At 58.7% G+C, this 19,443-nt stretch carries 17 protein-coding genes, 1 tRNA gene and 1 pseudogene; 4 read left to right on the top strand and 15 right to left on the bottom strand.

From position 1 onward, the window contains the following. Positions 1–63 precede the first annotated feature (63 nt). From ACOQFT_RS11405 to ACOQFT_RS11380, 6 genes are all read right to left on the bottom strand, one after another. Entirely contained in the window at positions 64–729 is a 666-nt protein-coding gene (locus tag ACOQFT_RS11405; RefSeq protein ID WP_170444961.1) for a glutathione S-transferase family protein, read from the bottom strand. A 60-nt stretch (positions 730–789) separates the two neighbouring features. Further along, positions 790–1,524, bottom strand: a complete 735-nt coding sequence (gene mtgA / locus ACOQFT_RS11400) for a monofunctional biosynthetic peptidoglycan transglycosylase (RefSeq protein ID WP_421598046.1) — start codon at positions 1,522–1,524, stop codon at positions 790–792. A 39-nt stretch (positions 1,525–1,563) separates the two neighbouring features. Next, a complete protein-coding gene (locus ACOQFT_RS11395) occupies positions 1,564–2,478 on the bottom strand; it encodes a Hint domain-containing protein (protein ID WP_421598045.1) in 915 nt (304 codons plus the stop codon). Between the two features lie 186 nt (positions 2,479–2,664). Beyond that, positions 2,665–7,197, bottom strand: coding sequence for a glutamate synthase large subunit (gene gltB, locus ACOQFT_RS11390; RefSeq protein ID WP_421598044.1), 4,533 nt, complete (start codon positions 7,195–7,197; stop codon positions 2,665–2,667). After that, positions 7,194–7,628, bottom strand: a complete 435-nt coding sequence (locus ACOQFT_RS11385; RefSeq protein ID WP_421598043.1) for a GFA family protein — start codon at positions 7,626–7,628, stop codon at positions 7,194–7,196. Before ACOQFT_RS11385 ends, gltB begins: the two co-directional genes overlap by 4 nt. A 28-nt stretch (positions 7,629–7,656) precedes the next feature. Beyond that, positions 7,657–9,090 (bottom strand): NAD(P)-dependent oxidoreductase, encoded by a 1,434-nt coding sequence (locus ACOQFT_RS11380; protein WP_421598042.1) that lies wholly within the window; start codon positions 9,088–9,090, stop codon positions 7,657–7,659. A 230-nt stretch (positions 9,091–9,320) separates the two neighbouring features. Between ACOQFT_RS11380 and ACOQFT_RS11375 the strand changes: the two genes are divergently transcribed. Continuing rightward, positions 9,321–10,124 (top strand): undecaprenyl-diphosphate phosphatase, encoded by an 804-nt coding sequence (locus tag ACOQFT_RS11375; protein WP_421598041.1) that lies wholly within the window; start codon positions 9,321–9,323, stop codon positions 10,122–10,124. Here the strand turns inward: ACOQFT_RS11375 and ACOQFT_RS11370 are convergent, their stop codons facing one another. Beyond that, positions 10,125–11,108: a complex I NDUFA9 subunit family protein gene (locus tag ACOQFT_RS11370; protein WP_421598040.1), complete on the bottom strand. Its 984-nt coding sequence runs from the start codon at positions 11,106–11,108 to the stop codon at positions 10,125–10,127. A 199-nt stretch (positions 11,109–11,307) separates the two neighbouring features. Between ACOQFT_RS11370 and ACOQFT_RS11365 the strand changes: the two genes are divergently transcribed. After that, positions 11,308–11,394 (top strand) — tRNA-Leu (locus ACOQFT_RS11365). An 84-nt stretch (positions 11,395–11,478) separates the two neighbouring features. Further along, positions 11,479–12,855: a DUF6538 domain-containing protein gene (locus tag ACOQFT_RS11360; protein ID WP_421598039.1), complete on the top strand. Its 1,377-nt coding sequence runs from the start codon at positions 11,479–11,481 to the stop codon at positions 12,853–12,855. A 289-nt stretch (positions 12,856–13,144) separates the two neighbouring features. Here ACOQFT_RS11360 and ACOQFT_RS11355 read toward each other — a convergent pair whose 3' ends face one another. The 3 genes from ACOQFT_RS11355 to ACOQFT_RS11345 form a co-directional block, all read right to left on the bottom strand. Beyond that, positions 13,145–13,714 carry a recombinase family protein gene (locus tag ACOQFT_RS11355; RefSeq protein ID WP_421598038.1) on the bottom strand — a complete coding sequence of 190 codons (570 nt, stop codon included), beginning with the start codon at positions 13,712–13,714 and terminating at the stop codon, positions 13,145–13,147. A 443-nt stretch (positions 13,715–14,157) separates the two neighbouring features. After that, positions 14,158–14,496 (bottom strand): DUF6804 family protein, encoded by a 339-nt coding sequence (locus tag ACOQFT_RS11350; protein ID WP_421598037.1) that lies wholly within the window; start codon positions 14,494–14,496, stop codon positions 14,158–14,160. Next, the gene (locus tag ACOQFT_RS11345; RefSeq protein WP_421598036.1) at positions 14,493–14,771 is read right to left on the bottom strand and encodes a hypothetical protein; all 279 of its coding nucleotides are present in this window, start codon (positions 14,769–14,771) and stop codon (positions 14,493–14,495) included. Before ACOQFT_RS11345 ends, ACOQFT_RS11350 begins: the two co-directional genes overlap by 4 nt. 722 nt (positions 14,772–15,493) lie before the next feature. Between ACOQFT_RS11345 and ACOQFT_RS11340 the strand changes: the two genes are divergently transcribed. Then, positions 15,494–15,682: a hypothetical protein gene (locus ACOQFT_RS11340; RefSeq protein WP_421598035.1), complete on the top strand. Its 189-nt coding sequence runs from the start codon at positions 15,494–15,496 to the stop codon at positions 15,680–15,682. Positions 15,683–15,733: 51 nt separating this feature from the next. On the opposite strand, the gene ACOQFT_RS11335 is transcribed toward ACOQFT_RS11340, so the two are convergent. The 5 genes and pseudogenes from ACOQFT_RS11335 to ACOQFT_RS11315 all read right to left on the bottom strand — a co-directional run. Further along, positions 15,734–16,429 (bottom strand): RraA family protein, encoded by a 696-nt coding sequence (locus ACOQFT_RS11335; protein WP_421598034.1) that lies wholly within the window; start codon positions 16,427–16,429, stop codon positions 15,734–15,736. Then, positions 16,426–17,121, bottom strand: coding sequence for an alpha/beta fold hydrolase (locus ACOQFT_RS11330; protein ID WP_421598033.1), 696 nt, complete (start codon positions 17,119–17,121; stop codon positions 16,426–16,428). The genes ACOQFT_RS11335 and ACOQFT_RS11330 overlap by 4 nt, the downstream gene beginning before the upstream one ends. After that, on the bottom strand, positions 17,118–18,242 hold the full coding sequence (locus ACOQFT_RS11325) for a cobalamin-independent methionine synthase II family protein (RefSeq protein WP_421598032.1): 1,125 nt from the start codon (positions 18,240–18,242) through the stop codon (positions 17,118–17,120). Before ACOQFT_RS11325 ends, ACOQFT_RS11330 begins: the two co-directional genes overlap by 4 nt. A 10-nt stretch (positions 18,243–18,252) precedes the next feature. After that, positions 18,253–18,855 carry a class I SAM-dependent methyltransferase gene (locus ACOQFT_RS11320; protein ID WP_421598031.1) on the bottom strand — a complete coding sequence of 201 codons (603 nt, stop codon included), beginning with the start codon at positions 18,853–18,855 and terminating at the stop codon, positions 18,253–18,255. Beyond that, positions 18,852–19,443 (bottom strand): annotated as a pseudogene (locus tag ACOQFT_RS11315) (cupin); the annotation flags it as partial. The gene ACOQFT_RS11320 and the pseudogene ACOQFT_RS11315, both read right to left, overlap by 4 nt.

Raw genomic sequence — 19,443 nt, 5'->3', positions numbered from 1 at the left:
AAATATCCTCGGGGGAATCGCGCCCCGGCGCGATGGGGGGCAGACAGCCCCCCTGCCACCTTATCAGAAATCCAGATCGGCGTAATGGGGTGGCGGCCGGAACCCCGGCACCTGATCCGCCAGGATCGACCGAAACGCCGGCCGCGATTTGATCTTTGCGTACCAATCCTTGACAGCGGCAGACCGGTTCCAATCCACATCCGAGATATAGTCCAGCGCCGACAGATGCGCCGCTGCGGCGAAATCCGCCAAAGTCATTTGATCGCCCGCCAACCAACGCCGATGATCCAGCAGCCAAGCCATGTAGTCCAGATGGTATTTGATCGCGCGGGCGCCTTCCTTGACGTTCTTGCTGTCCGGATAGCCCTCACCGGTGACCTTCTTGTTCACTCGCTCATATAACAGTTTTGAGGTCACCTCGTGATGAAACTTGTCATCGAACCAGCCGACCAGACGGCGCACCTCGTATCGGGCCTCGGGCGTTTTCGGCATCAGCGGGGGTTCTGGACGGGTGTCCTCGATATATTCACAAATGGCGGCACTTTCCGACATCACCCGCCCGTCCAGACGCAGAACCGGCACTTTACCGGCCGGGTTGCGGCGCAGGAAATCCGGGTCTTTTTCCCAATATCGTTCCTCGACCAGTTCAACCTCGATCTTCTTTTCCGCCAGGGACAGGCGGACCTTGCGGCAATACGGGGACAGGGGAACGTGAAACAGACGCGCCATGGGCTTCCTAATCGAACCAGTGAATACCCCATCAGCTTTAGCCTTGAGGGGCGATGAGTTTCAATCCTCGAAACAATCCGCGCGACCATCTGCGCGGATGGTGGCCGCCCCGTCCAGGATCGACGCGGCCCGCCTGCGGGTGCGCACCGAGGGATCGGTGACAGACCGATTGCGCGGCGAAGGCAGGATCGCCGCGATCCGGGCCGCCTGGACCGGGCTCAGCCGGGCGGCGGGCACGCTGAAATTGCGCTGGGCCGCGGCCTCGACCCCGAACACGCCCTGCCCGGTTTCAGCCACGTTCAGATAGACCTCGAGAATGCGTTCCTTGCTCCAGAAAATCTCGACAACCGGTGTGATCGAGGTTTCGAGCGCCTTGCGCACCCAACTGCGGCCCTGCCACAGGAACACGTTCTTCACCACCTGCTGCGTGATGGTCGATGCCCCGCGCGTTCCGCCGTTTTCCAGCGCATCACGGATCGCTTCAACGTCAAAGCCCCAGTGCAAGCAGAAATTGGCATCCTCGGCCGCCACAACCGAGCGGGCCATGACCGGAGAGATCTCTTCAATCGGCACCCAATCGCGCTCGACCTTGCCCAGCCGACGCCATTCGGACCAGATCGTATGGGTCACCGGCGGGTTCACAACGGAATATAGCGCCACCAGCCCGACCACAAAGACAATCACACCCACCACAGCCCGGGTCACCCAACGGCGAATCCGCAATGTGGTTGGTTTCCTTGCCTTTGACGCCTTGCTTTTCTTACTGCTCGACTTGCGCGCTGCTTTTCTTGCCATGTTGTTGCTATACGACGCGGCGTTGGGGTTTGAAACGGTTTATATCGCCAGCGCGCGCGCCTCGCGCGGGCGGATGACCGGGCGCGCGGTTTCCGGCATCACCGGATCGCGGCTGCGCAGTTCCGGAAACAGGCGCAGCACTTCGGCCTGAGTGTCACGATCCGTCTGAGTCACCGCATGTCCCGGGTAATAGCTTTCGCTTTTCGCCCCGTTGGCAATGACGATCTCATGCCGCGAGAACAGCAGGTGGATATATTCGACCTCATCGTTTTCGACGCGGGTCACCGTATCGTCATTGACCAGACAATGCGCGGCGATCAGAACCTCGGAATGACCAAAGAGGTAAGGCGCACGCCAATCCGCAATCAGCATCCTGTGCTGCGGCGACACGGTCAGAGGACGATCCAGCCCCAGCACACCGGCCTCGAACCGGATCGGCGCCAGTTTGCCCCGTGCCTCGACCCGGGTATTGCCCACCCACAGCAAGGGCTGCGCACCATGATCGGCAGTGACGACCATATCCCCCGGCTGCAAGTCTTCGACCCGGCGCGGACCGTCCGGCGTTTCGATCATGGTGCCGGGCGTGAAGCAGGGCGGGCCCAGATCACCGACATCCAGCGGCCCCTGCGTGGTAACAAAGGTCGACGAAACAAAGGTGCCGCTTTGCAACACCTTGCCGTCAGTCGGAGTGAAAACCCGCGTTCCATCCGCAAGATAAAAGGTTGTTCCGATGTAGGTTACGTTTCCCTGACCGGGTACGTTAATTGTAACCGTATCCCCTGGCCACGAGCGGGTAACATCCACGCCGTTGACGGTATCGTTGTTGAACCGATCAATATCGCCGTCGTCATTCTGATCCACCAGATCGTATTTCTGCACCGTCAGCGTCGTGCCCGCCGCGGGCGGGTTCGCCGGATCCATGTCAAAAAACTGGTCTGTATAGGTCGTTGGCATGTGTCTGCTCCTGCCTATTCGTCGCGTAGGACAGCAGTGTCCCTGCAAATCCCGAAGAAACTATGGCCATAGCTAGGCGTGAACGGAGAAAAAACGCAATAAACTTGGCTAAATTGTCCGAAATCGAAAAAACCCGCGTGTTTCAGGTGACACGCGGGTTTCTTGATTCAGGGCCCTGTCGGCGGCTTACTCAGCCGGGACAGCCTCGGCCTCTCTGGTCAGAGGATGGCTGAGCTTGTTCAGCATCTCTTTCGGGCAGACCTGCAGGAAGTTGGCCTTTTCAACATCCCAGTGCTGCAGAATGTCCGCAGCCTTGCGGCTGAAGGTTTCAACCTGATGGGTTTCGATCAGCGATTTCAGCTGCTCTTCCCAATGGTCGACGGTCACCGGACAGGTCACCAGTGTTTCCATGTTCATCAGCTTTTCGGCCTTGCCTTCGGGGTCGTGCAAATAGGCCATACCACCCGTCATGCCCGCGCCGAAATTGGCACCGATGTCACCCAGGATCACCGCGACACCACCGGTCATGTATTCACAACCGTTGGAACCGCAGCCCTCGATCACCACTGTTGCGCCCGAGTTGCGCACCGCGAACCGCTCACCGGCGCGGCCGGCGGCGAAGAGGTGCCCATCCGTTGCACCGTACAGCACCGTGTTGCCGATGATCGTGTTGTCATCCGCCTTCAGCGGGCTGACCTGCGGCGGGCGCACGACGATCATGCCGCCCGACAGACCCTTGCCGACATAGTCGTTGGCGTCGCCCGACACTTCCAGTTTCAGACCCGGCGCCGCAAAGGCACCCAAGGACTGACCGGCAGAGCCTTGCAGTTTCACATGCAGGTGATCGGATTGGAACGTGTTCCGCATCCCGAAATTCTGCACGATATGACTGGACACCCGCGTCCCCACGGTCCGGTGCGTGTTCTGCACCGCGTAAGACAGCTGCATCTTTTCACCGTCTTTCAGGAACCGTGCCGCATCGCGGACGATCTCGGCGTCCAGAGTATCCGGCACCGCATTGCGATCCTTGCGACGGTCATAGACGATGTCCTGCGCGCCATCGACGGTAATCAGCAGCGGGTTCAGGTCCAGATCGTCCAGATGCGCCGAGCCCCGGCTGACCTGCGCCAGCAGATCGGCCCGGCCGATGATCTCATCAATCGAACGCGCGCCAAGGCTAGCCAGCAGCTCGCGCACTTCCTGCGCGTAGAAGGTGATCAGGTTGACGACCTTGTCCGCGCTACCGGTGAACTTGGCGCGCAGGTCTTCGTCCTGCGTACACACGCCAACCGGGCAGGTATTCGACTGGCACTGGCGCACCATGATACAGCCCATCGCAATCAGCGCGGCGGTACCGATGCCGTATTCCTCGGCCCCCATCATCGCGGCCATGACAATGTCACGCCCGGTGCGCAAGCCGCCGTCGGTGCGCAGGGTCACGCGATCCCGCAGGTTGTTCATTGCCAGAACCTGATGCGCCTCGGTCAGGCCCATTTCCCACGGAAGGCCGGCATATTTGATGCTGGTCGCGGGTGAAGCACCGGTGCCACCGTTGTGACCCGAAATCAGAATCACATCCGCCTTGGCCTTGGCCACACCGGCGGCAATCGTTCCCACGCCCGAGGACGCCACCAGCTTCACCGTCACCTTACAGCGCGGGTTGATCTGTTTCAGGTCATAGATCAGCTGCGCCAGATCCTCGATCGAATAGATATCGTGATGCGGTGGTGGCGAGATCAGCGTCACGCCCTTGGTCGAATGCCGCAGACGCGCGATGAGGTCGGTGACCTTCATGCCCGGCAGCTGGCCACCCTCACCCGGCTTGGCGCCTTGGGCGACCTTGATCTCAAGCTCTTCACACTGGTTGAGGTATTCGGCGGTCACACCAAACCGGCCCGAGGCCACCTGCTTGATCTTGGCCGACGGGTTATCGCCATTGGGTTCCGGCACGAAATGCGCCGGGTCCTCGCCACCTTCACCCGAGTCGGACTTGGCACCGATCCGGTTCATCGCCACGTTCAGCGTCTTGTGCGCCTCGGGCGACAGCGCGCCCAGCGACATGCCCGGGGTGACAAAGCGTTTGCGGATCGAGGTGATCGATTCGACCTCTTCAATCGGCACCGGATTGCCCAGCGGTTTGAAATCCATCAGGTCGCGCAGGTGAATCGGCGGGTTCGACTGCATCTTGGCCGAATACTGCTTCCACAGCTCATAGGACGCGCGGTTGCAAGCCATCTGCATCATATGCATCGAGGTCGCTTCCCACGCGTGGGTCTCACCCGATTTACGCGCTTTGTAGAAACCACCGATGGGCAGCACGTCCAGACCGTTGGTCCAGGCTTTGGCGTGGATTTCTTCGGCCTTGGTCTGAATGCCGGTGACACCGATGCCGGAAATCCGGCTGGTCATGCCCGGGAAGTATTCAGCCACCATCGCACGGCTGAGGCCCACGGCCTCAAAATTCAGACCGCCGCGATAGGACGAGATCACAGAGATGCCCATCTTGGCCATGATCTTCAACAGACCTTGGTCAATGGCCTCACGGAAACGGGCGACGTTTTCAGTCAGGGTGCCGTCCAGCAGGCCGCGATCAATACGGTCGGCCAGCGAATCTTCGGCCAGATAGGCGTTCACAACGGTCGCGCCACAGCCGATCAGCACGGCAAAGTAATGCGGATCAATACACTCGGCCGAGCGCACGTTCAGCGAACAGAAGGTCCGCAACCCCTGACGGGTCAGGTGCGAATGCACCGCACTGGTCGCCAGGATCATCGGCATCGCCACGCGGCCCTGGCCCGAATTCATGTCGGACAGCACCAGATGCCCCGCGCCCGAGCGCACGGCCTCTTCTGCTTCGGCTCTGACACGGGCCAAAGCGGCGCTCAGCGCGCCCCGGCCGGGCTCAAAACTGCAGTCGATCTCGGCCAGCGGAGAGTTGAAGTTCTCGACCAGCTTGTCCCACTGCGTGTTGCCGACAAAGGGGCTGCCCAGCACGATGATTTCAGTCTGGCTGCTGTCTTCGTCCAGCACGTTCTTGAGGTTTCCGAACCTCGTTTTCAGCGACATCACCCGGTATTCACGCAACGAGTCAATCGGCGGGTTGGTCACCTGGCTGAAATTCTGGCGGAAGAAATGGCTGAGCGGGCGGTATTGCTTGGACAGAACCGCCGATGGGGTATCGTCGCCCATCGAGGCAATCGATTCCTTGCCGTCTTCGGCCATCGGGGCCAGGATCTGCTCCAATTCCTCAATCGAATAGCCCGCAGCGATCTGACGCTTGCGCAGTTCTTCACCCGAGAAGATCGGCGCCTCGGCCGCTTCGGCCAGCGTATCGTCCAGATCATTGATCTTGCCGACCCACTCGCCAAAGGGCAGCGCACGGGCCAATTTGTCTTTGATCTGCGTATCGCGATAGAGCTTGCCGCGCTTCATGTCCACGGCCAGCATCTGACCCGGACCCAGCGCGCCTTTTTCGGTCACGGTTGCTTCGTCAATCGGCACCATCCCGGCCTCGGATCCCGCGATGACCAGACCATCGCCCGTCACCACATAGCGCATCGGGCGCAACCCGTTCCGGTCCAGACCGGCGCAAACCCAGCGGCCATCGGTCATCGCCAGCGCAGCCGGGCCGTCCCACGGCTCCATCACCGAGTTGCAATAGGAATACATGTCGCGCCACGCCTGCGGCAGTTCCACCGCCTGCTTGGACCAGCTTTCCGGCACCAGCATGGTTTTCGCCATCGGCGCCGAACGTCCTGCGCGCACCAGAACCTCGAAAACCGAGTCTAATGCAGCAGAATCCGACGATCCGCCCGCGATGATCGGCTTGATATCCTCGGCATAGTCGCCAAAGGTGCCGCTGGCCATGCGGATCTCATGGCTTTTCATCCAGTTGATATTGCCCTTCAGCGTGTTGATCTCACCGTTGTGGGCCAACATGCGGAACGGCTGCGCCAGCCACCATTGCGGAAAGGTGTTTGTCGAATAACGCTGGTGATAGATCGCAAAGGCGGATTCAAAGCGCTCATCCATCAGGTCGGGGTAGAAGACGGCGACCTGCTCGGCCAGCATCATGCCCTTGTAGATGATCGACCGGCAGGACAGCGAAGCCAGATACAAACCGGAAATCCCCGCGGCCAGCGCGGCCTTTTCGATGCGGCGGCGGATGACATACAGCTCACGCTCGAACGTCTCTTCGTCGACGCCCTTGGAGTTCGAAATCAGAATCTGCTCGATCTCGGGACGGGTCGCGTTGGCTTTTTCTCCCAGACAGGTGACATCGACCGGCACATGTCGCCAGCCATAGATGTAATAGCCCATGCGCAGAACTTCGGTTTCCACGATGGTCCGGCAGCTTTCCTGCGCGCCGAAATCGGTGCGGGGCAGAAAGACCTGACCAACCGCGATCAGCTCATCCATGTTGGGCTCGTGGCCGGTGCGGCGGATCTGGTCATAGAAGAAGGGAACCGGGATCTGCACATGGATACCCGCGCCGTCGCCGGTTTTGCCATCGGCGTCCACGGCACCCCGGTGCCAGATCGCCTTGAGCGCATCGATCCCGGCATCCACCACCTTGCGGCTTTTTTTGCCATCAACCGAGACCACAAGACCCACGCCGCAGGAGGAATGCTCTTCTTCCTCGGAATAGAGACCGTTTTCCGCCATCCATTTGCGCTTGGCTTCCTCGGCCCGCACCCAATCGGCATCGTATTTGGTCATTGGCTGTCTCCTTTTTCCGGCTGGGCAAACATGGCTTCGACCTCGCTTTTGGTCATCTGCTTGCGCTCGCCTGCGAACGCGTACCCGTCGGGCTTTTTGTCGATAAAAAGTTCCAGTTGCAGCGGGTTTCCTGTGTCTTCGAACAGGCCCGCTGCCATTTCGGTGTGTCCGTGCATTTCGCCCGGCGCGGTGACCCGGTACCACAGGGCAGATCCGCATTCGGCGCAGAAAGCACGCTCGGCCCAGTCGGACGAGGTGAAGGTCTTGACCGGACCCAAAGCGGCATAGCCGGGCTCGGCCTGAAACGTCACCAGCATCGAGCTGGTCCAGCGCCGGCATTGGTCGCAATGGCATGCGCCCAGCGAGTCCTTCGCCGGGGTGGCGGTGACGGTGACCGCGCCGCACATGCATTGGCCTTGCAATTCGGGCATTCGAACCCTCCTGTCGCTGGGTATCGGGTTATTCGGCTGCGATGGCAGCCTTGGCATTGAACCGGTCGATGATCGCATCGGCGCAGTCGCGCCCGTCGCGGATCGCCCAGACCACCAGCGAGGCACCACGTACGATGTCACCAATGGCATAGACGCCGTCCATCTCGGTCTCACCGGTCTGGAACGCGGCCTTGACGGTACCCCATCGGGTCACGGGAAGGTCGGGCTGGCCGAACAGGGTGGGCAGGTCTTCGGGCTCGAAACCCAGTGCCTTGATCACCAGATCGGCCTCTTCGACGTAATCCGCACCTTCGATCACTTCGGGCGCCTGGCGGCCCGAGGCATCGGGCTGACCCAGACGCATTTTCTGCACCATCACGCCCGCGACCGTGTCGTCACCGGTAAAGCCCTTGGGCGCGCTGAGCCATTCGAACACCACGCCTTCTTCCTCGGCGTTCTGGGTTTCACGCTGCGAGCCCGGCATGTTGGCGCGGTCACGGCGGTACAGACATTTGACCGAGGTTGCACCCTGGCGGATCGAGGTGCGCACGCAGTCCATCGCGGTGTCGCCGCCGCCGATGACAACAACCTTCTTGCCGTCAGCGTTCAGGCGGCCATTGTCGAAATCCTCAACGTCATCGCCAAAGCTCTTGCGGTTCGAGGCGGTCAGAAAGTCGATCGCCTTTTCAATGCCATTCAACCCGCTGCCCGGCATGGTCAGGTCGCGCGACTTGTAGACACCGGTCGCGATTATCACCGCATCATGTTTGGCGCGGATTTCCGCGAATTTTTTGGCGTCGACATCACAGTTCAGCACGAATTCAACCCCGCCATCGGCCAGCAGGTCATTGCGGCGCTGCACGATGTCTTTTTCCAGCTTGAAGCCCGGAATGCCGTACATCAGCAGCCCACCGGCGCGGTCATAGCGGTCATAGACAGTGACCTGAATACCGGCACGGCGCAGCATGTCCGCAGCGGCCAGACCGCCGGGGCCGCCACCGATGATGCCAACGCTTTCACTGCGTTCAGCACCCGGAGTGGCCGGTTTCACCCAACCTTTGTCCCAGGCAGTGTCGGTGATGTATTTTTCGATCGTGCCGATGGTGACGGTGCCGTGGCCGGACTGTTCGATCACGCAGTTACCTTCGCACAGACGGTCCTGCGGACAGATGCGGCCGCAGATTTCCGGGAAGGTGTTGGTGGCCTGGCTGGTCGCATAGGCCTCTTCCAGACGCCCCGTGGCGGTCAGGCGCAGCCAGTCGGGAATGTTATTGTGCAGCGGGCAGTGTGACTGGCAGTAAGGCACACCGCATTGGCTGCAGCGGCTGGCTTGTTCTTCCGCCTTGGCCGACGCAAACTCAGCATAAATCTCGTCAAAGTCTTCTTTGCGCACATCGGCGGCACGCTTTTCCGGCATGACGCGGTCGATCTGCACAAATTTCAGCATCGGTTGCTTGGCCACGGGTCAGACTCCATGATTTGGCTTGGTCGGGTTTCTTTAAGAGATACCGCTCCGAATGAAAAGTCAATTGTACTGACCTAAATTGAAAAAATCTGAGCCGAAAATCGAAATCGGCGGAAAATAATCAGTTTTTTAGTTCCGATTCGGACCCATTTACGCGCTTTCCTTTTCGGCACCACACTTATACCCATTGCGCGCAAAGAACACGTGACGGCAGCACGGCAGGTTAAATGGGCTTTTTCCAACTGATTCTCGCGGCAATTATTCAGGGTATCACCGAATTTTTGCCCATCTCCTCATCGGGCCACTTGATCCTGCTGCCCATCCTGACCGGCATGGAAGATCAGGGGATGGCCATCGATGTGGCCGTGCATGTGGGCACTTTGGGTGCCGTGGTTCTGTATTTCTGGTCCGACGTGAAACAGGCGGTCGCCGGCCTGCCCCGCGCCATGACCGGACGGGTCGATACCCCGCAGGCCCGGCTGGCTATGGGCCTGATCATCGCAACGATTCCCACCATCATCATCGGCACTATCCTGTTCCAAACCGGGCTCAGCCAGTCCTTGCGCTCGATGACAGTGGTTGGCTGGACCATGCTGGGTTTCGGGCTGCTTCTGTACTGGATGGACCAGAAAGGCCCACAGACCAAAAAAGCCGGAGATTGGGGGCTGCGCGACGCCTTTATCATGGGGTTGTGGCAGGTTCTGGCGCTGATCCCAGGTACCTCGCGGTCGGGCATCACCATCACCGGCGCGCGACAGTTGGGCTACAGCCGCGAAGACGGCGCCCGGATCGCGATGCTGATGTCGATTCCGACGATTCTGGCGTCAGGCGTGCTGTTGTCGGCAGAAGTCATCCGAGAGGCGGATGTGCAGCTGGCCAAAGACGGCGCGATTGCCGCCTTTTTCGCCTTTATCTCGGCCCTGCTGGCGCTGTCCCTAATGATGCGTCTGCTGCGCAGCGTCAGTTTCACGCCCTATGTCATCTATCGCGTGATCCTGGGCGCGATCCTGCTGGTGATCGCCTACAACTGATCAGGTCCGCAGGTTGTCGGCCGAATTCTGGATGTCGTCATACTGACCGGCCGGGCGGAACTTCCACAGGTAATCCGGCAGCACCGATTCCAAAGTGGCCGGCTCGATTCCCAGATCATCAAAGCCCCTGGCGCCCTCGGACACCACATTGTCGCGGCGCAGGTTCTTCAGCTGATCGCGGGTCAGGATGTGGTTCGGGAACAGCTGAAAGCTGACGAATTTGGCGATATCCAGAACACCCGCCATAATCCGGGCGGCAAAGAACGGCACCCCGATGATGACACGGCGGCGGTGAATTACCCCCAGCATCTGCTGCATCAGCGCGCGGAAGGATTTCACCTCGGGCCCGCCCAGTTCGTAAATGCCGGCCTCTGCCTGGCCCAGAACGCCCTGCACGGCGGCTTTGGCCACATCATCCACATAAACGGGCTGGAACTTGGAGTCGGCCCCGACCAGAGGCAGGAACGGCCCCATGCGGGTCATGCCTGCAAAACGGTTAAAGAACTGATCCTCGGTTCCGAAAACGATCGAGGGCCGCAGGATCACCGCGTCCGGCATATGCACCAACACGCCAGCCTCACCCTGCGCCTTGGTGCGGGAATATTCGCTGTTCGATTCTGCATCCGCGCCGATGGCCGAGATATGCACCATCCGCGCAACGCCCTGTTCGGCGGCGATACGGGCGATCCGCTCGGCCCCTTCGGCCTGCACGGCATCGAATTCGTTCTTGCCCAGCTCGTTCAGCACTCCGACGCAGTTCACCACCGCATCGGCACCGTGCATGACCGCAGCCACCGAGGCATCATCGCGGATGTTGCACAGGATGGGCTCGACCTGACCGACCACACCATAGGGTTTGACGAACATCGCCTCGTTCGGGCGGCGCACCGCGACCCGCACGCGCCATCCTTCGTTCGCCATGCGACGTGCGATGTAACGACCGACAAATCCCGATCCGCCATAAATCGTGACCAGTTTGGACATGCGAGGGCTCCTGCTGATGGGTCTTGATCCGATCTACCGCCCAAAGCCCCGGCAAACAAGGCGCAATAACGCCGCGCGTCCGGGAAAAAGCCGTCGGAATCCGGACTGTTTGAGGCATGGGTCAAAAAACTTTCAAAAATTCTCCCGAATCCTGTTGACGCCCCCCGCCAGTAGGCTTAAACGCCCCTCCACGACACCTGCCCAGGTGGCGGAATTGGTAGACGCGCTAGCTTCAGGTGCTAGTGTCCGTATGGACGTGGAGGTTCGAGTCCTCTCCTGGGCACCATCGATCCTAATAAAAACAATCACTTCAACGGGTTGACATCAATTTCACTACACGAACGCTACACACAAGCGAAGTGGAGTGACTATGCGAGTCGTCATTGAAATGGACCACCTGACCACTGATCCCAAGTCCGGGCGATACAAGTACCGACGTCGTGTGCCCAAAGGTCTGGTGTCTGTACTTGGGAAACGAGAGTTCTCTATTTCGCTAAAAACCAAGGACAAACAGGATGCCGCACGGCGTTACTGCGACGTCCATGAAGCGGTAGAGAACGAGATCGCTGCCGCCAGAATGATTGACCCTGAGATGAAGGACTATGAAGCGCAAATAGCGGTCCTTCGGAAACACGGGTTGACGCAAGGAAGGCCCAAAACTCTCGAACCGATCCGGTTCAACGACGACCCAAGATCATTTGACGACTTTACGAAAGCCGCCCTTGGCGCACGATCTAGCGCAGAATTCGACCAAATTGTCGAAGCCAAGTACTTTGGCATGAAGCGCCCTGACATCCGCATTCGGCAAGTCGTCGACGCCTACCTTGAGGACAGGCGGAATCAATACAACAACAAGAACCTTACGAACCAGACTTCGTTAGTGGTATCGCTGATCGCCGAAGTCATGGGTGAAGAGAACCCCGTGGTCCGAAACATTGGCATAGAAGCCGCTTATGAGTTCAGAAATGCTCTTCGCGGGAATGGCTTGAGTTATGGTACGGTCAAACGCCGAGTCGGGACAATCAAAGCGATACTGAACTATGGGGTACGCCGGTTCGAGATTGACGGTTACGCGAACCCCTTCAATAACCTCGAAGTCCCAAAACTGGCATCAGAACCCAACGCCAAGGATAGCAGGTTGCCGCTGTCATTGGATGAGATCAAACGATGTAACGAATTCATCCTGTCGAAGAACAAAGACATACAAAACCTTTGGTGTGTATTGGCGCTTACAGGCGCTCGTCAGGGGGAAATCCTCAGCCTAGAAAGACAGGATGTGGTCTTGGACCACAAAGTCCCCCACATTCACATACGGTTCAACTCTCTGTGGCGCATCAAGGGCGAAGTATCGGAACGAAAAGTACCCATAATAGGTCCCGCTCTCCGCACCCTTGAAGAGAGGTTAGCGGACGCTGAGGGGAAGAAAGACCAACCCTTGTTTCCACGCTATGCGCCCCCTAATGGACCAGACGCTGCTTCGACGCTCATGCGGAAGGCAATGGTTCAGGCTGGAGTGTGGGTAGAACTGAAAAAGGTGCCCTATTCGCTCCGCCACTCCCATAAAGACTGGCTTGACCGGGTCGCGCCTAGGAACTTAGTTGACCGTGTTCATGGGCATCGTGCTCCTGGCTCAGCTGGAGTTTACGGTGGAGACGATATGCTAGACCTGCTGCACGAAACTATGATCCGTGGCTGCACGGAAAGCGGAATAATCGACCTCATGAAGTCGCAAGGGTTTGGAACCTAAAACTGCTACGTGATCCGTTGAGGCATATATCACCGCTACCGAAAGATCGTTTCCCCCGTACCCCCTTCGCAAGGGGAGGTGGACACCCAGATCGTTTTTAAGCCCGCACCCTGTGGCCGTAGAGCGACGGAAAGCCCATTGCGGTAGGTTACCCTACCAAAACTGGTTTCGCCCCTGTGCGAGTCCTCCTGCGGCCATGCTTTGGCGCAAGTACACATACGGACTACCGTCAGTGTTGGATGTCCAAGAGTTTGCGATCCACCGAGCGACCGAAGATACAAGCAGGACGCTAAACCGCTGTCTCTTCAACATTGGACAGAATCCGGTAGACAGACGCCCGCCCTATGTTGAGTTGTCTCGCAATGTCAGTGGGCCTGACACCTTTCGCCTTTAGCTCCCTGACCTCGTCCGCTTTGGCTTGTGCTGTGGGCTTTCGGCCTTTGTACTTCCCTGCCGCTTTGGCTTTGGCGATCCCTTCGCGTTGACGTTCGAGCATGATCTCCCGCTCAAACTCAGCGACGCTGCCCAGCAGGTTAATCATCAGCTTTCCTGTGGGCGTCGAAGTGTCAAGGTTTAAGCCAATGATCTTTAGGTGCGCTCCTCGCGCTTCCAGCCGCTGCCGTATGTCCATCAGGTGGGCCATAGAGCGCGCCAGACGGTCGAGTTTCGTGACCACTAAGGTGTCCCCCTCTCGTACAAAGGACAGGGCCTCCTCAAGCCTCTCACGCGCCCTTACGTCTACTGAGGAGACCTGTTCCTCGAATATGCGTTCACAGCCCTCATTCTTGAGGTCCCGTAACTGGGCCTCAAGCCCCGCAGTTTGATCCAGCGTGGATGTTCGCGCGTAGCCGACAAGCATAGCAACTCCCTTTTTGTCTCATACATATCTTAGAACTAGGAGTCGTTTGTGTCCCAAATCTCAAGGACTATTCCAATGAGTCATTCTGACTCACCGTCTGAGACGTCTCATTGGACCAAGCTCTTGCGGGACGATATGTAATGTCTGAGCGGAACTTGCGTTCAAGACGGTCAGCCAGCAACCGGCAATCCGTTGAGTCCAAATGCCGGTACGGATTAGCAGCGGGTAGTAGCGGACCCCTGTTTTTTTTGGACAACCAATTTAAAGAACGTACACGGGAGAGGCGAAGCCCTCCCCCGATTGTCATATACATTAAGTCTACTATAGGACTGTCCTAGAGACAGACTAGAGACAGTCGAGAGAGGGAACGTTAGAGGGGTCTCTCAGGTAGGGGATAATTAGATTGAATAATCCCCCCACTGAGGACTTCGACTAAAGACCCACTATTGTCCGCCCTCAGCCACCCCTCTTAGGCTTTTCGTCCACCAATGGCTTAAGAACACACACGCTGTCAAAAGATCAATCGGCATCCATAGTGCCTGACTCAGGTGAACTGGAACGATTGGGTTAAACAGCAGCGCCACGGTGGAAAGGACAACACACCATCCGCCGAACTTGCTGTTCTGACGGAATTCAAAGGCAGTTAAGAAAACCGCCACCGAGCACACTACAAGTCGTAGGACCTGATAGTATCCATAAGGCATTGGCAAGATGGCCACCACCAAAAGACAAGCAGGAAGCAACCAAACTGCACGATGATAGCGGCCCCTGTCCCGCGTCATCTTCTACTTTCGAGCGCCTGTGGAATAGAGGCAACGAGCGCGAACAGTAGCGGCCAAAAGAACAGCGCCAGTGCGAGTAGAATGTTCCAGTCCCAAACAGCTACGGCACCGTAGACGCCAGTTATCGCGCCAACAACTGGAACGTATGCAAGGAAAAACGAGACTATCACATTAAAAAATCCACTGATCCCTGTGGCCTGTTCGAGGCCATCCATTGTCGCAAAAAACTGCACGAACCCCATCACGATATAAGCTACAAAAAAAATCACCTGCATGTCTTATCACCTCTAGAACGTTTGGATGTTTTGCAAGTTATTGAGCAACCATAGGCTTAATCTCAAGTCGATAGCACTCAACCAAGTGTTCCGTGACTCAGACGCAACAGTATCGAAGGAGAGATCAGCGACCGCTCTGAAAACAGGGTCGTTGTAGGGCTACTACGTACTGGAAAATACTACACAAACACTACACATATTGACACGGATATACCATTCAAAGTATTGATTTATATAGATTTCATGTAGTGATCGCGTCCTCTCCTGGGCACCAAATCCCCGACAAAGTAAAAAGACCAATCTGCTTATGCGGAGGTTCCCTGCGCCTGCGGGATTTATCCTCTGGTTTTTTCGTTCGTGTTGCACAAACGGGGGCAAATACTCTGCTTTCGACTCCGGCCAAGCCCTTTTGGTCCGAATGCCCCGGCAGGCGCTTGTAGCGGCCGTTGCAAAAGTGACGTGGCGTCGCGGAACGTAAACCTCTTCTGCAACGTCTTTACCTAAAGGTAAGGTTTGAAATCATTTTTTGATTGAACGGTTAAAAAATGACGCAAAAGGGCAATTTCTTCCCCCTTGTTCGAAAAAACACGGTGCGTAAATGCGCCCTGTCGCTGCGGATCACCGCTCACGGATCATTGATCCTCGAGCCCGGAACCAGCGGGTTCGGATCAGGTCCGCAGCGGCAAGTTTTTTTAAGTCCGGAATTTTGGAGGAAAGTGACAATGCAGATCAGAACGTTTCTCAATCGCTTCAAAGCGGCCAAACCGGTGCGGGGCGCTGTTTCAGAAGATATGGATGCAACCTCGGCATTGGGCCGCAGGGTTCCCCCGATCAAGAAATCCGAACTGACCGCGTTGTTCCAAACCGTTCTGGAAGAAAAACGCGACGACCTTCCGGCCGGGCGCAAGTAGCCCGCGCCCGACCTTTCTGATCCCCGGTATTATTGTGCGACCGGGGTTATTTCACACCCGTGATTTCTCGAATTTTTCCCAGGCCGATTGAAAGGCCTGAAAATCAAAGCCCGACTGGGTGGCGGCATCCAGGACGATGCGTTCCGTGGTCAGCAATTTCTGGATCGCGGCCTCAAGCTGATCAACCACATCCGCCGGCACCACCAGCGCGCCATGGCGGTCAGCGTGGATCAGATCACCGGGATTGATCGTCAGACCAAAGACCGACACCGGGGTATCGATCTCGCGCACATGGACAAAGCCATGGCTGGGCCCGACCGAGCCGGCAACCACCGGAAAGCCTTCGGGCAAATCGCCGAGGTCGCGCATGACGCCGTTGGTCAGGGCGCCCGACATGCCAAAGCCCTTGTGTACGGTGGTGTTGATTTCGCCCCAATAGGCACCGATGCAGTTGGGGAAATCGACGTCCTCGATCACCGCCACCGAGGGCGCAGGGCCTTCGGCCATGTATTTGTAATAGGCCATGCGGCGTTCCCGGATGACCTCTGGTGCTTCGGACGGTGGCGCGACTGCAGCGATCTTGGCGGTGCGGGCGTATCCCACGATCGCAGGTTCGGACGGGGCCGAACACAGCATGGAGCCGCGGGTGAACGCATCGAACCCGCGCCTGCCCTGCGCCACCTCGATGGCGTTGCAGACGGTGGGGGTATCGACCTTGCGCAACAGGGTCAGAAGGGACGGTGTCATGTAGCCTCCAGCCAGCGGGTCAGCGCCGCTGTCGTGTTGTTAGATTGTTCCAGAGTGGGCAGGTGCCCGGCCTGTTCGATGATGTCAAAGCTGCTGTTGGGCAGCAGATCGTACATGAGCTGATGGCGCTCGACTGGGCATAAGCCGTCGTCACGACCGCACAGAACCAGCGCTTTGCCCGGATAGGTTTTCAGTGTTTCGGTTTGGTCAGGGCGATCCATCAAAGCGCGGGACTGCCGCAGGAACACATCGGGACCCAAAGCCTCTGCCATCGCCATGCACAGATCCAGAATAGCGCCCTGATTGGGTCCATCGGCCAGATAGTTGGGCTTCATCTCATCCCGCATCACCTGCCGCAGTTTACCGTTACGCACAGCCTCCATCTGCGGGCCGCGCCGCTCCTTGACCTCGGGCTTTTCTGCCAGCGGGTTGGTGTCCAGCAGGGCCAGCCGATCGACGCGGTCAGGGGCTTGCCGCACGACCTCCATCGCCACGATGCCGCCCATCGACAGGCCTGCCAGCGCAAAGACCGGCGGCGTGTTGGCCAGAATATCTTCGGCCATCGCCTGCACGCTGTCCTGCATCGCCAACGGGAAGGTCAGCAAAGGTCTGGACCCGGACAAGGCGGCGATCTGCGGCTGATACAGCCGCGCGTCGCACATCATGCCGGGTAAAAGAACCAGTGGTGTCATGCCGAGGCCAGTTTCGCACCCTCGGACAGTGCTGTCAGCTTGGCATAAGCAATGTCGGGATCGACCGCGCCAAACCCCGCGAAGGTGCCGAAACCGCAGTCACTGCCCGCGATCACCCGATCCGCGCCGACGATATCGGTGAACCGCGTGATGCGCTGCGCGACCAGTTCGGGGTGTTCGACAAAGTTGGTCGTTGTGTCGACAACGCCGGGGACCAGAACCTTGTCGTCTGGTATCTCGGCCTTGCGGTCGCGGAACACGGTCCATTCATGCGCGTGCCGCGGGTTCGAGGTTTCGAACAGCACATAGCGGGATTTTGTGTTCATCAGGGTCGTGAACACCTTGTCCATGGCGATGTCACAGCAATGCGGCCCTTCGTAATTGCCCCAGCAGATATGCACCCGTACACGGTCCCGCGGCACGTTCCGCAGCGCGTGGTTCAGGGCCTCGACATGCATGTCGGCAATCTTGACGAATTCCGCGTCGGACAAATCGGTGAACAGCATGTGGCGCGACAGCGCCAGGTCCGGACAATCCAGTTGCAGGTCCAGCCCGGCGGCCACGATGGTTTCGTATTCGTCTTTCATCGCATCCGCCAGTGCGGCCAGATAGGCCTCGCGCGTGGGATAGAAATCGTTCTGCAGGAACAGCGAAATCACACCCGGAGATGCGGCGTTCATGAACCCGCGCTCGGCGCCGTGCTGCGCCATCGCCGCCTTGAGGTTGGCGATGTCCTTTTCCAGCTCGCCCTGCCCCTTGGAACGCACCTCTCCGGTGCATTGCGGGCGGGCATATTGCGGGGTGCCACCATCATCGGCCAGACGTTGCAGGAAGCCGGGGAACATCTTCAGATCGGCGGGCGCATTGCGCGGGCTGTCCCCCGAAAAACCGGTATAGCGATCCTTGACGTAAGTCGCGTAGGAAATCTTCGAGGTTTCGCCATCACTGACGATATCCACGCCGGCCTCAACCTGCTTGCGCACCGTCTCGGACACGGCTGCAGCCATGCTTGCATCAAATGCAGCAGTGTCGAAAGGTTCTTCGCGTTCGCGGGCAAAGATGAAATCCACCACCTCTTGCGAGCGGGGCAGCGACCCGACATGTGTTGTTTTTACGGTCATGGAACCTCCGTTATGTCTTGCGCGCCATCAGCACGGTGTGGCTTTGGGTCTCGGGGTCTTTGGCCAGAAATCCGGTCAGGATCATCCCGTTTTCCTCAAGGCAGGTGGCATAACCTGCGGGCGAGAGGGAGGCGTGATACACCAGCTCTCCGCCCACGGTTCCCTGTTCTTCACCGGCGCTGGGGCCGACGGTCAGCATCAGCATCCCACCGGGGCGCAGATGACGCGCCATGCGGGCGATACAGTCTGTCTGTTCGTCAGCCGTCAGGTGGAAAAAGCTGTTCCAGGCGATGATGCCATCAAAGCTGCGGTTCAATTCAAAGTCCCGCATGTCCGCCTGCACCCAATCGCCATCGGGCCAACGGCTGCGCGCGATTTCAAGCATGGCGTCCGAGAAATCGACGCCGGTAACAGCGAACCCTTCGGCCTTGAACCATCGGGCGATGGGTTCCCCCGTTCCGCAGCCCAGATCCAGAACGTGATCGCCGGGTTGCAGGCTGGCGGTGAAGCGCGCCAGCCAGCGCGCTTCGAACAGGGCCTTTGAGCGTTGCTCATCATAGGCCCTGGCCTGCCGTTCATAGACGGCATGGGTATCGTCGGGACCGACGGTCATCCGACCCAGGTCGCACCGGCAGGATCGTCGGTGGCCGTGATGCGGTACAGGCCTGCCTCACCGGTCATGGAGGGCGCGACGCTGTAGGCCTCACCCGGCATCACCAGCGCGGTATCGCCGTTGGAGAGTGTCGTTTCATACCCGTCCACCGCGACGCGCCAATGGCCGCTGGCCGGCATAAGAACCACAGGTTTCTCGGCCTTGACCGGATCGTCGACCGACGATCCGCGGGTCAGGAAATCAACCTCGAAACCCGGTTTATCCTTTATGATGCCATTCTCACCGATCACCGTTGCGGGTTTGTCCGCACCCAGCGCCATCAGGTCCCAATAACGGGCCACGTATTTGCCGATTACGGATTCGACGGGCACTTCGGGATAGGCTTTCAGCTCTTCTTCGGTCAGCAGAGGCATCGGGCGCACGTTATGCGGCAGTTCCTGACCTTTCTTGCTGTCATAAAGTACGCCGTTATTGCCCAGCACCAGGCCATGGGCCTGCGCGTCCTGAATGACTTGCGGAGCCCAGGTCACACCGCCACCGGCATCGTCGCCACCCAGCATCGACATGATCATCCCGTAGTCCTGGCCG

It is taken from the genome of Ruegeria sp. MALMAid1280 (assembly GCF_049195285.1).
Classification (GTDB): domain Bacteria; phylum Pseudomonadota; class Alphaproteobacteria; order Rhodobacterales; family Rhodobacteraceae; genus Ruegeria.
This window is presented reverse-complemented; position numbering and strand designations above follow the sequence as displayed.

Coding starts and splice junctions, on each gene's coding strand:
- ACOQFT_RS11405 (WP_170444961.1), bottom strand. CDS start 729: ATGGCGCGTCTGTTTCACGTTCCCCTGTCCCCGTATTGCCGCAAGGTC.
- mtgA (WP_421598046.1), bottom strand. CDS start 1,524: ATGGCAAGAAAAGCAGCGCGCAAGTCGAGCAGTAAGAAAAGCAAGGCG.
- ACOQFT_RS11395 (WP_421598045.1), bottom strand. CDS start 2,478: ATGCCAACGACCTATACAGACCAGTTTTTTGACATGGATCCGGCGAAC.
- gltB (WP_421598044.1), bottom strand. CDS start 7,197: ATGACCAAATACGATGCCGATTGGGTGCGGGCCGAGGAAGCCAAGCGC.
- ACOQFT_RS11385 (WP_421598043.1), bottom strand. CDS start 7,628: ATGCCCGAATTGCAAGGCCAATGCATGTGCGGCGCGGTCACCGTCACC.
- ACOQFT_RS11375 (WP_421598041.1), top strand. CDS start 9,321: ATGGGCTTTTTCCAACTGATTCTCGCGGCAATTATTCAGGGTATCACC.
- ACOQFT_RS11370 (WP_421598040.1), bottom strand. CDS start 11,108: ATGTCCAAACTGGTCACGATTTATGGCGGATCGGGATTTGTCGGTCGT.
- ACOQFT_RS11360 (WP_421598039.1), top strand. CDS start 11,479: ATGCGAGTCGTCATTGAAATGGACCACCTGACCACTGATCCCAAGTCC.
- ACOQFT_RS11355 (WP_421598038.1), bottom strand. CDS start 13,714: ATGCTTGTCGGCTACGCGCGAACATCCACGCTGGATCAAACTGCGGGG.
- ACOQFT_RS11350 (WP_421598037.1), bottom strand. CDS start 14,496: ATGACGCGGGACAGGGGCCGCTATCATCGTGCAGTTTGGTTGCTTCCT.
- ACOQFT_RS11345 (WP_421598036.1), bottom strand. CDS start 14,771: ATGCAGGTGATTTTTTTTGTAGCTTATATCGTGATGGGGTTCGTGCAG.
- ACOQFT_RS11340 (WP_421598035.1), top strand. CDS start 15,494: ATGCAGATCAGAACGTTTCTCAATCGCTTCAAAGCGGCCAAACCGGTG.
- ACOQFT_RS11335 (WP_421598034.1), bottom strand. CDS start 16,429: ATGACACCGTCCCTTCTGACCCTGTTGCGCAAGGTCGATACCCCCACC.
- ACOQFT_RS11330 (WP_421598033.1), bottom strand. CDS start 17,121: ATGACACCACTGGTTCTTTTACCCGGCATGATGTGCGACGCGCGGCTG.
- ACOQFT_RS11325 (WP_421598032.1), bottom strand. CDS start 18,242: ATGACCGTAAAAACAACACATGTCGGGTCGCTGCCCCGCTCGCAAGAG.
- ACOQFT_RS11320 (WP_421598031.1), bottom strand. CDS start 18,855: ATGACCGTCGGTCCCGACGATACCCATGCCGTCTATGAACGGCAGGCC.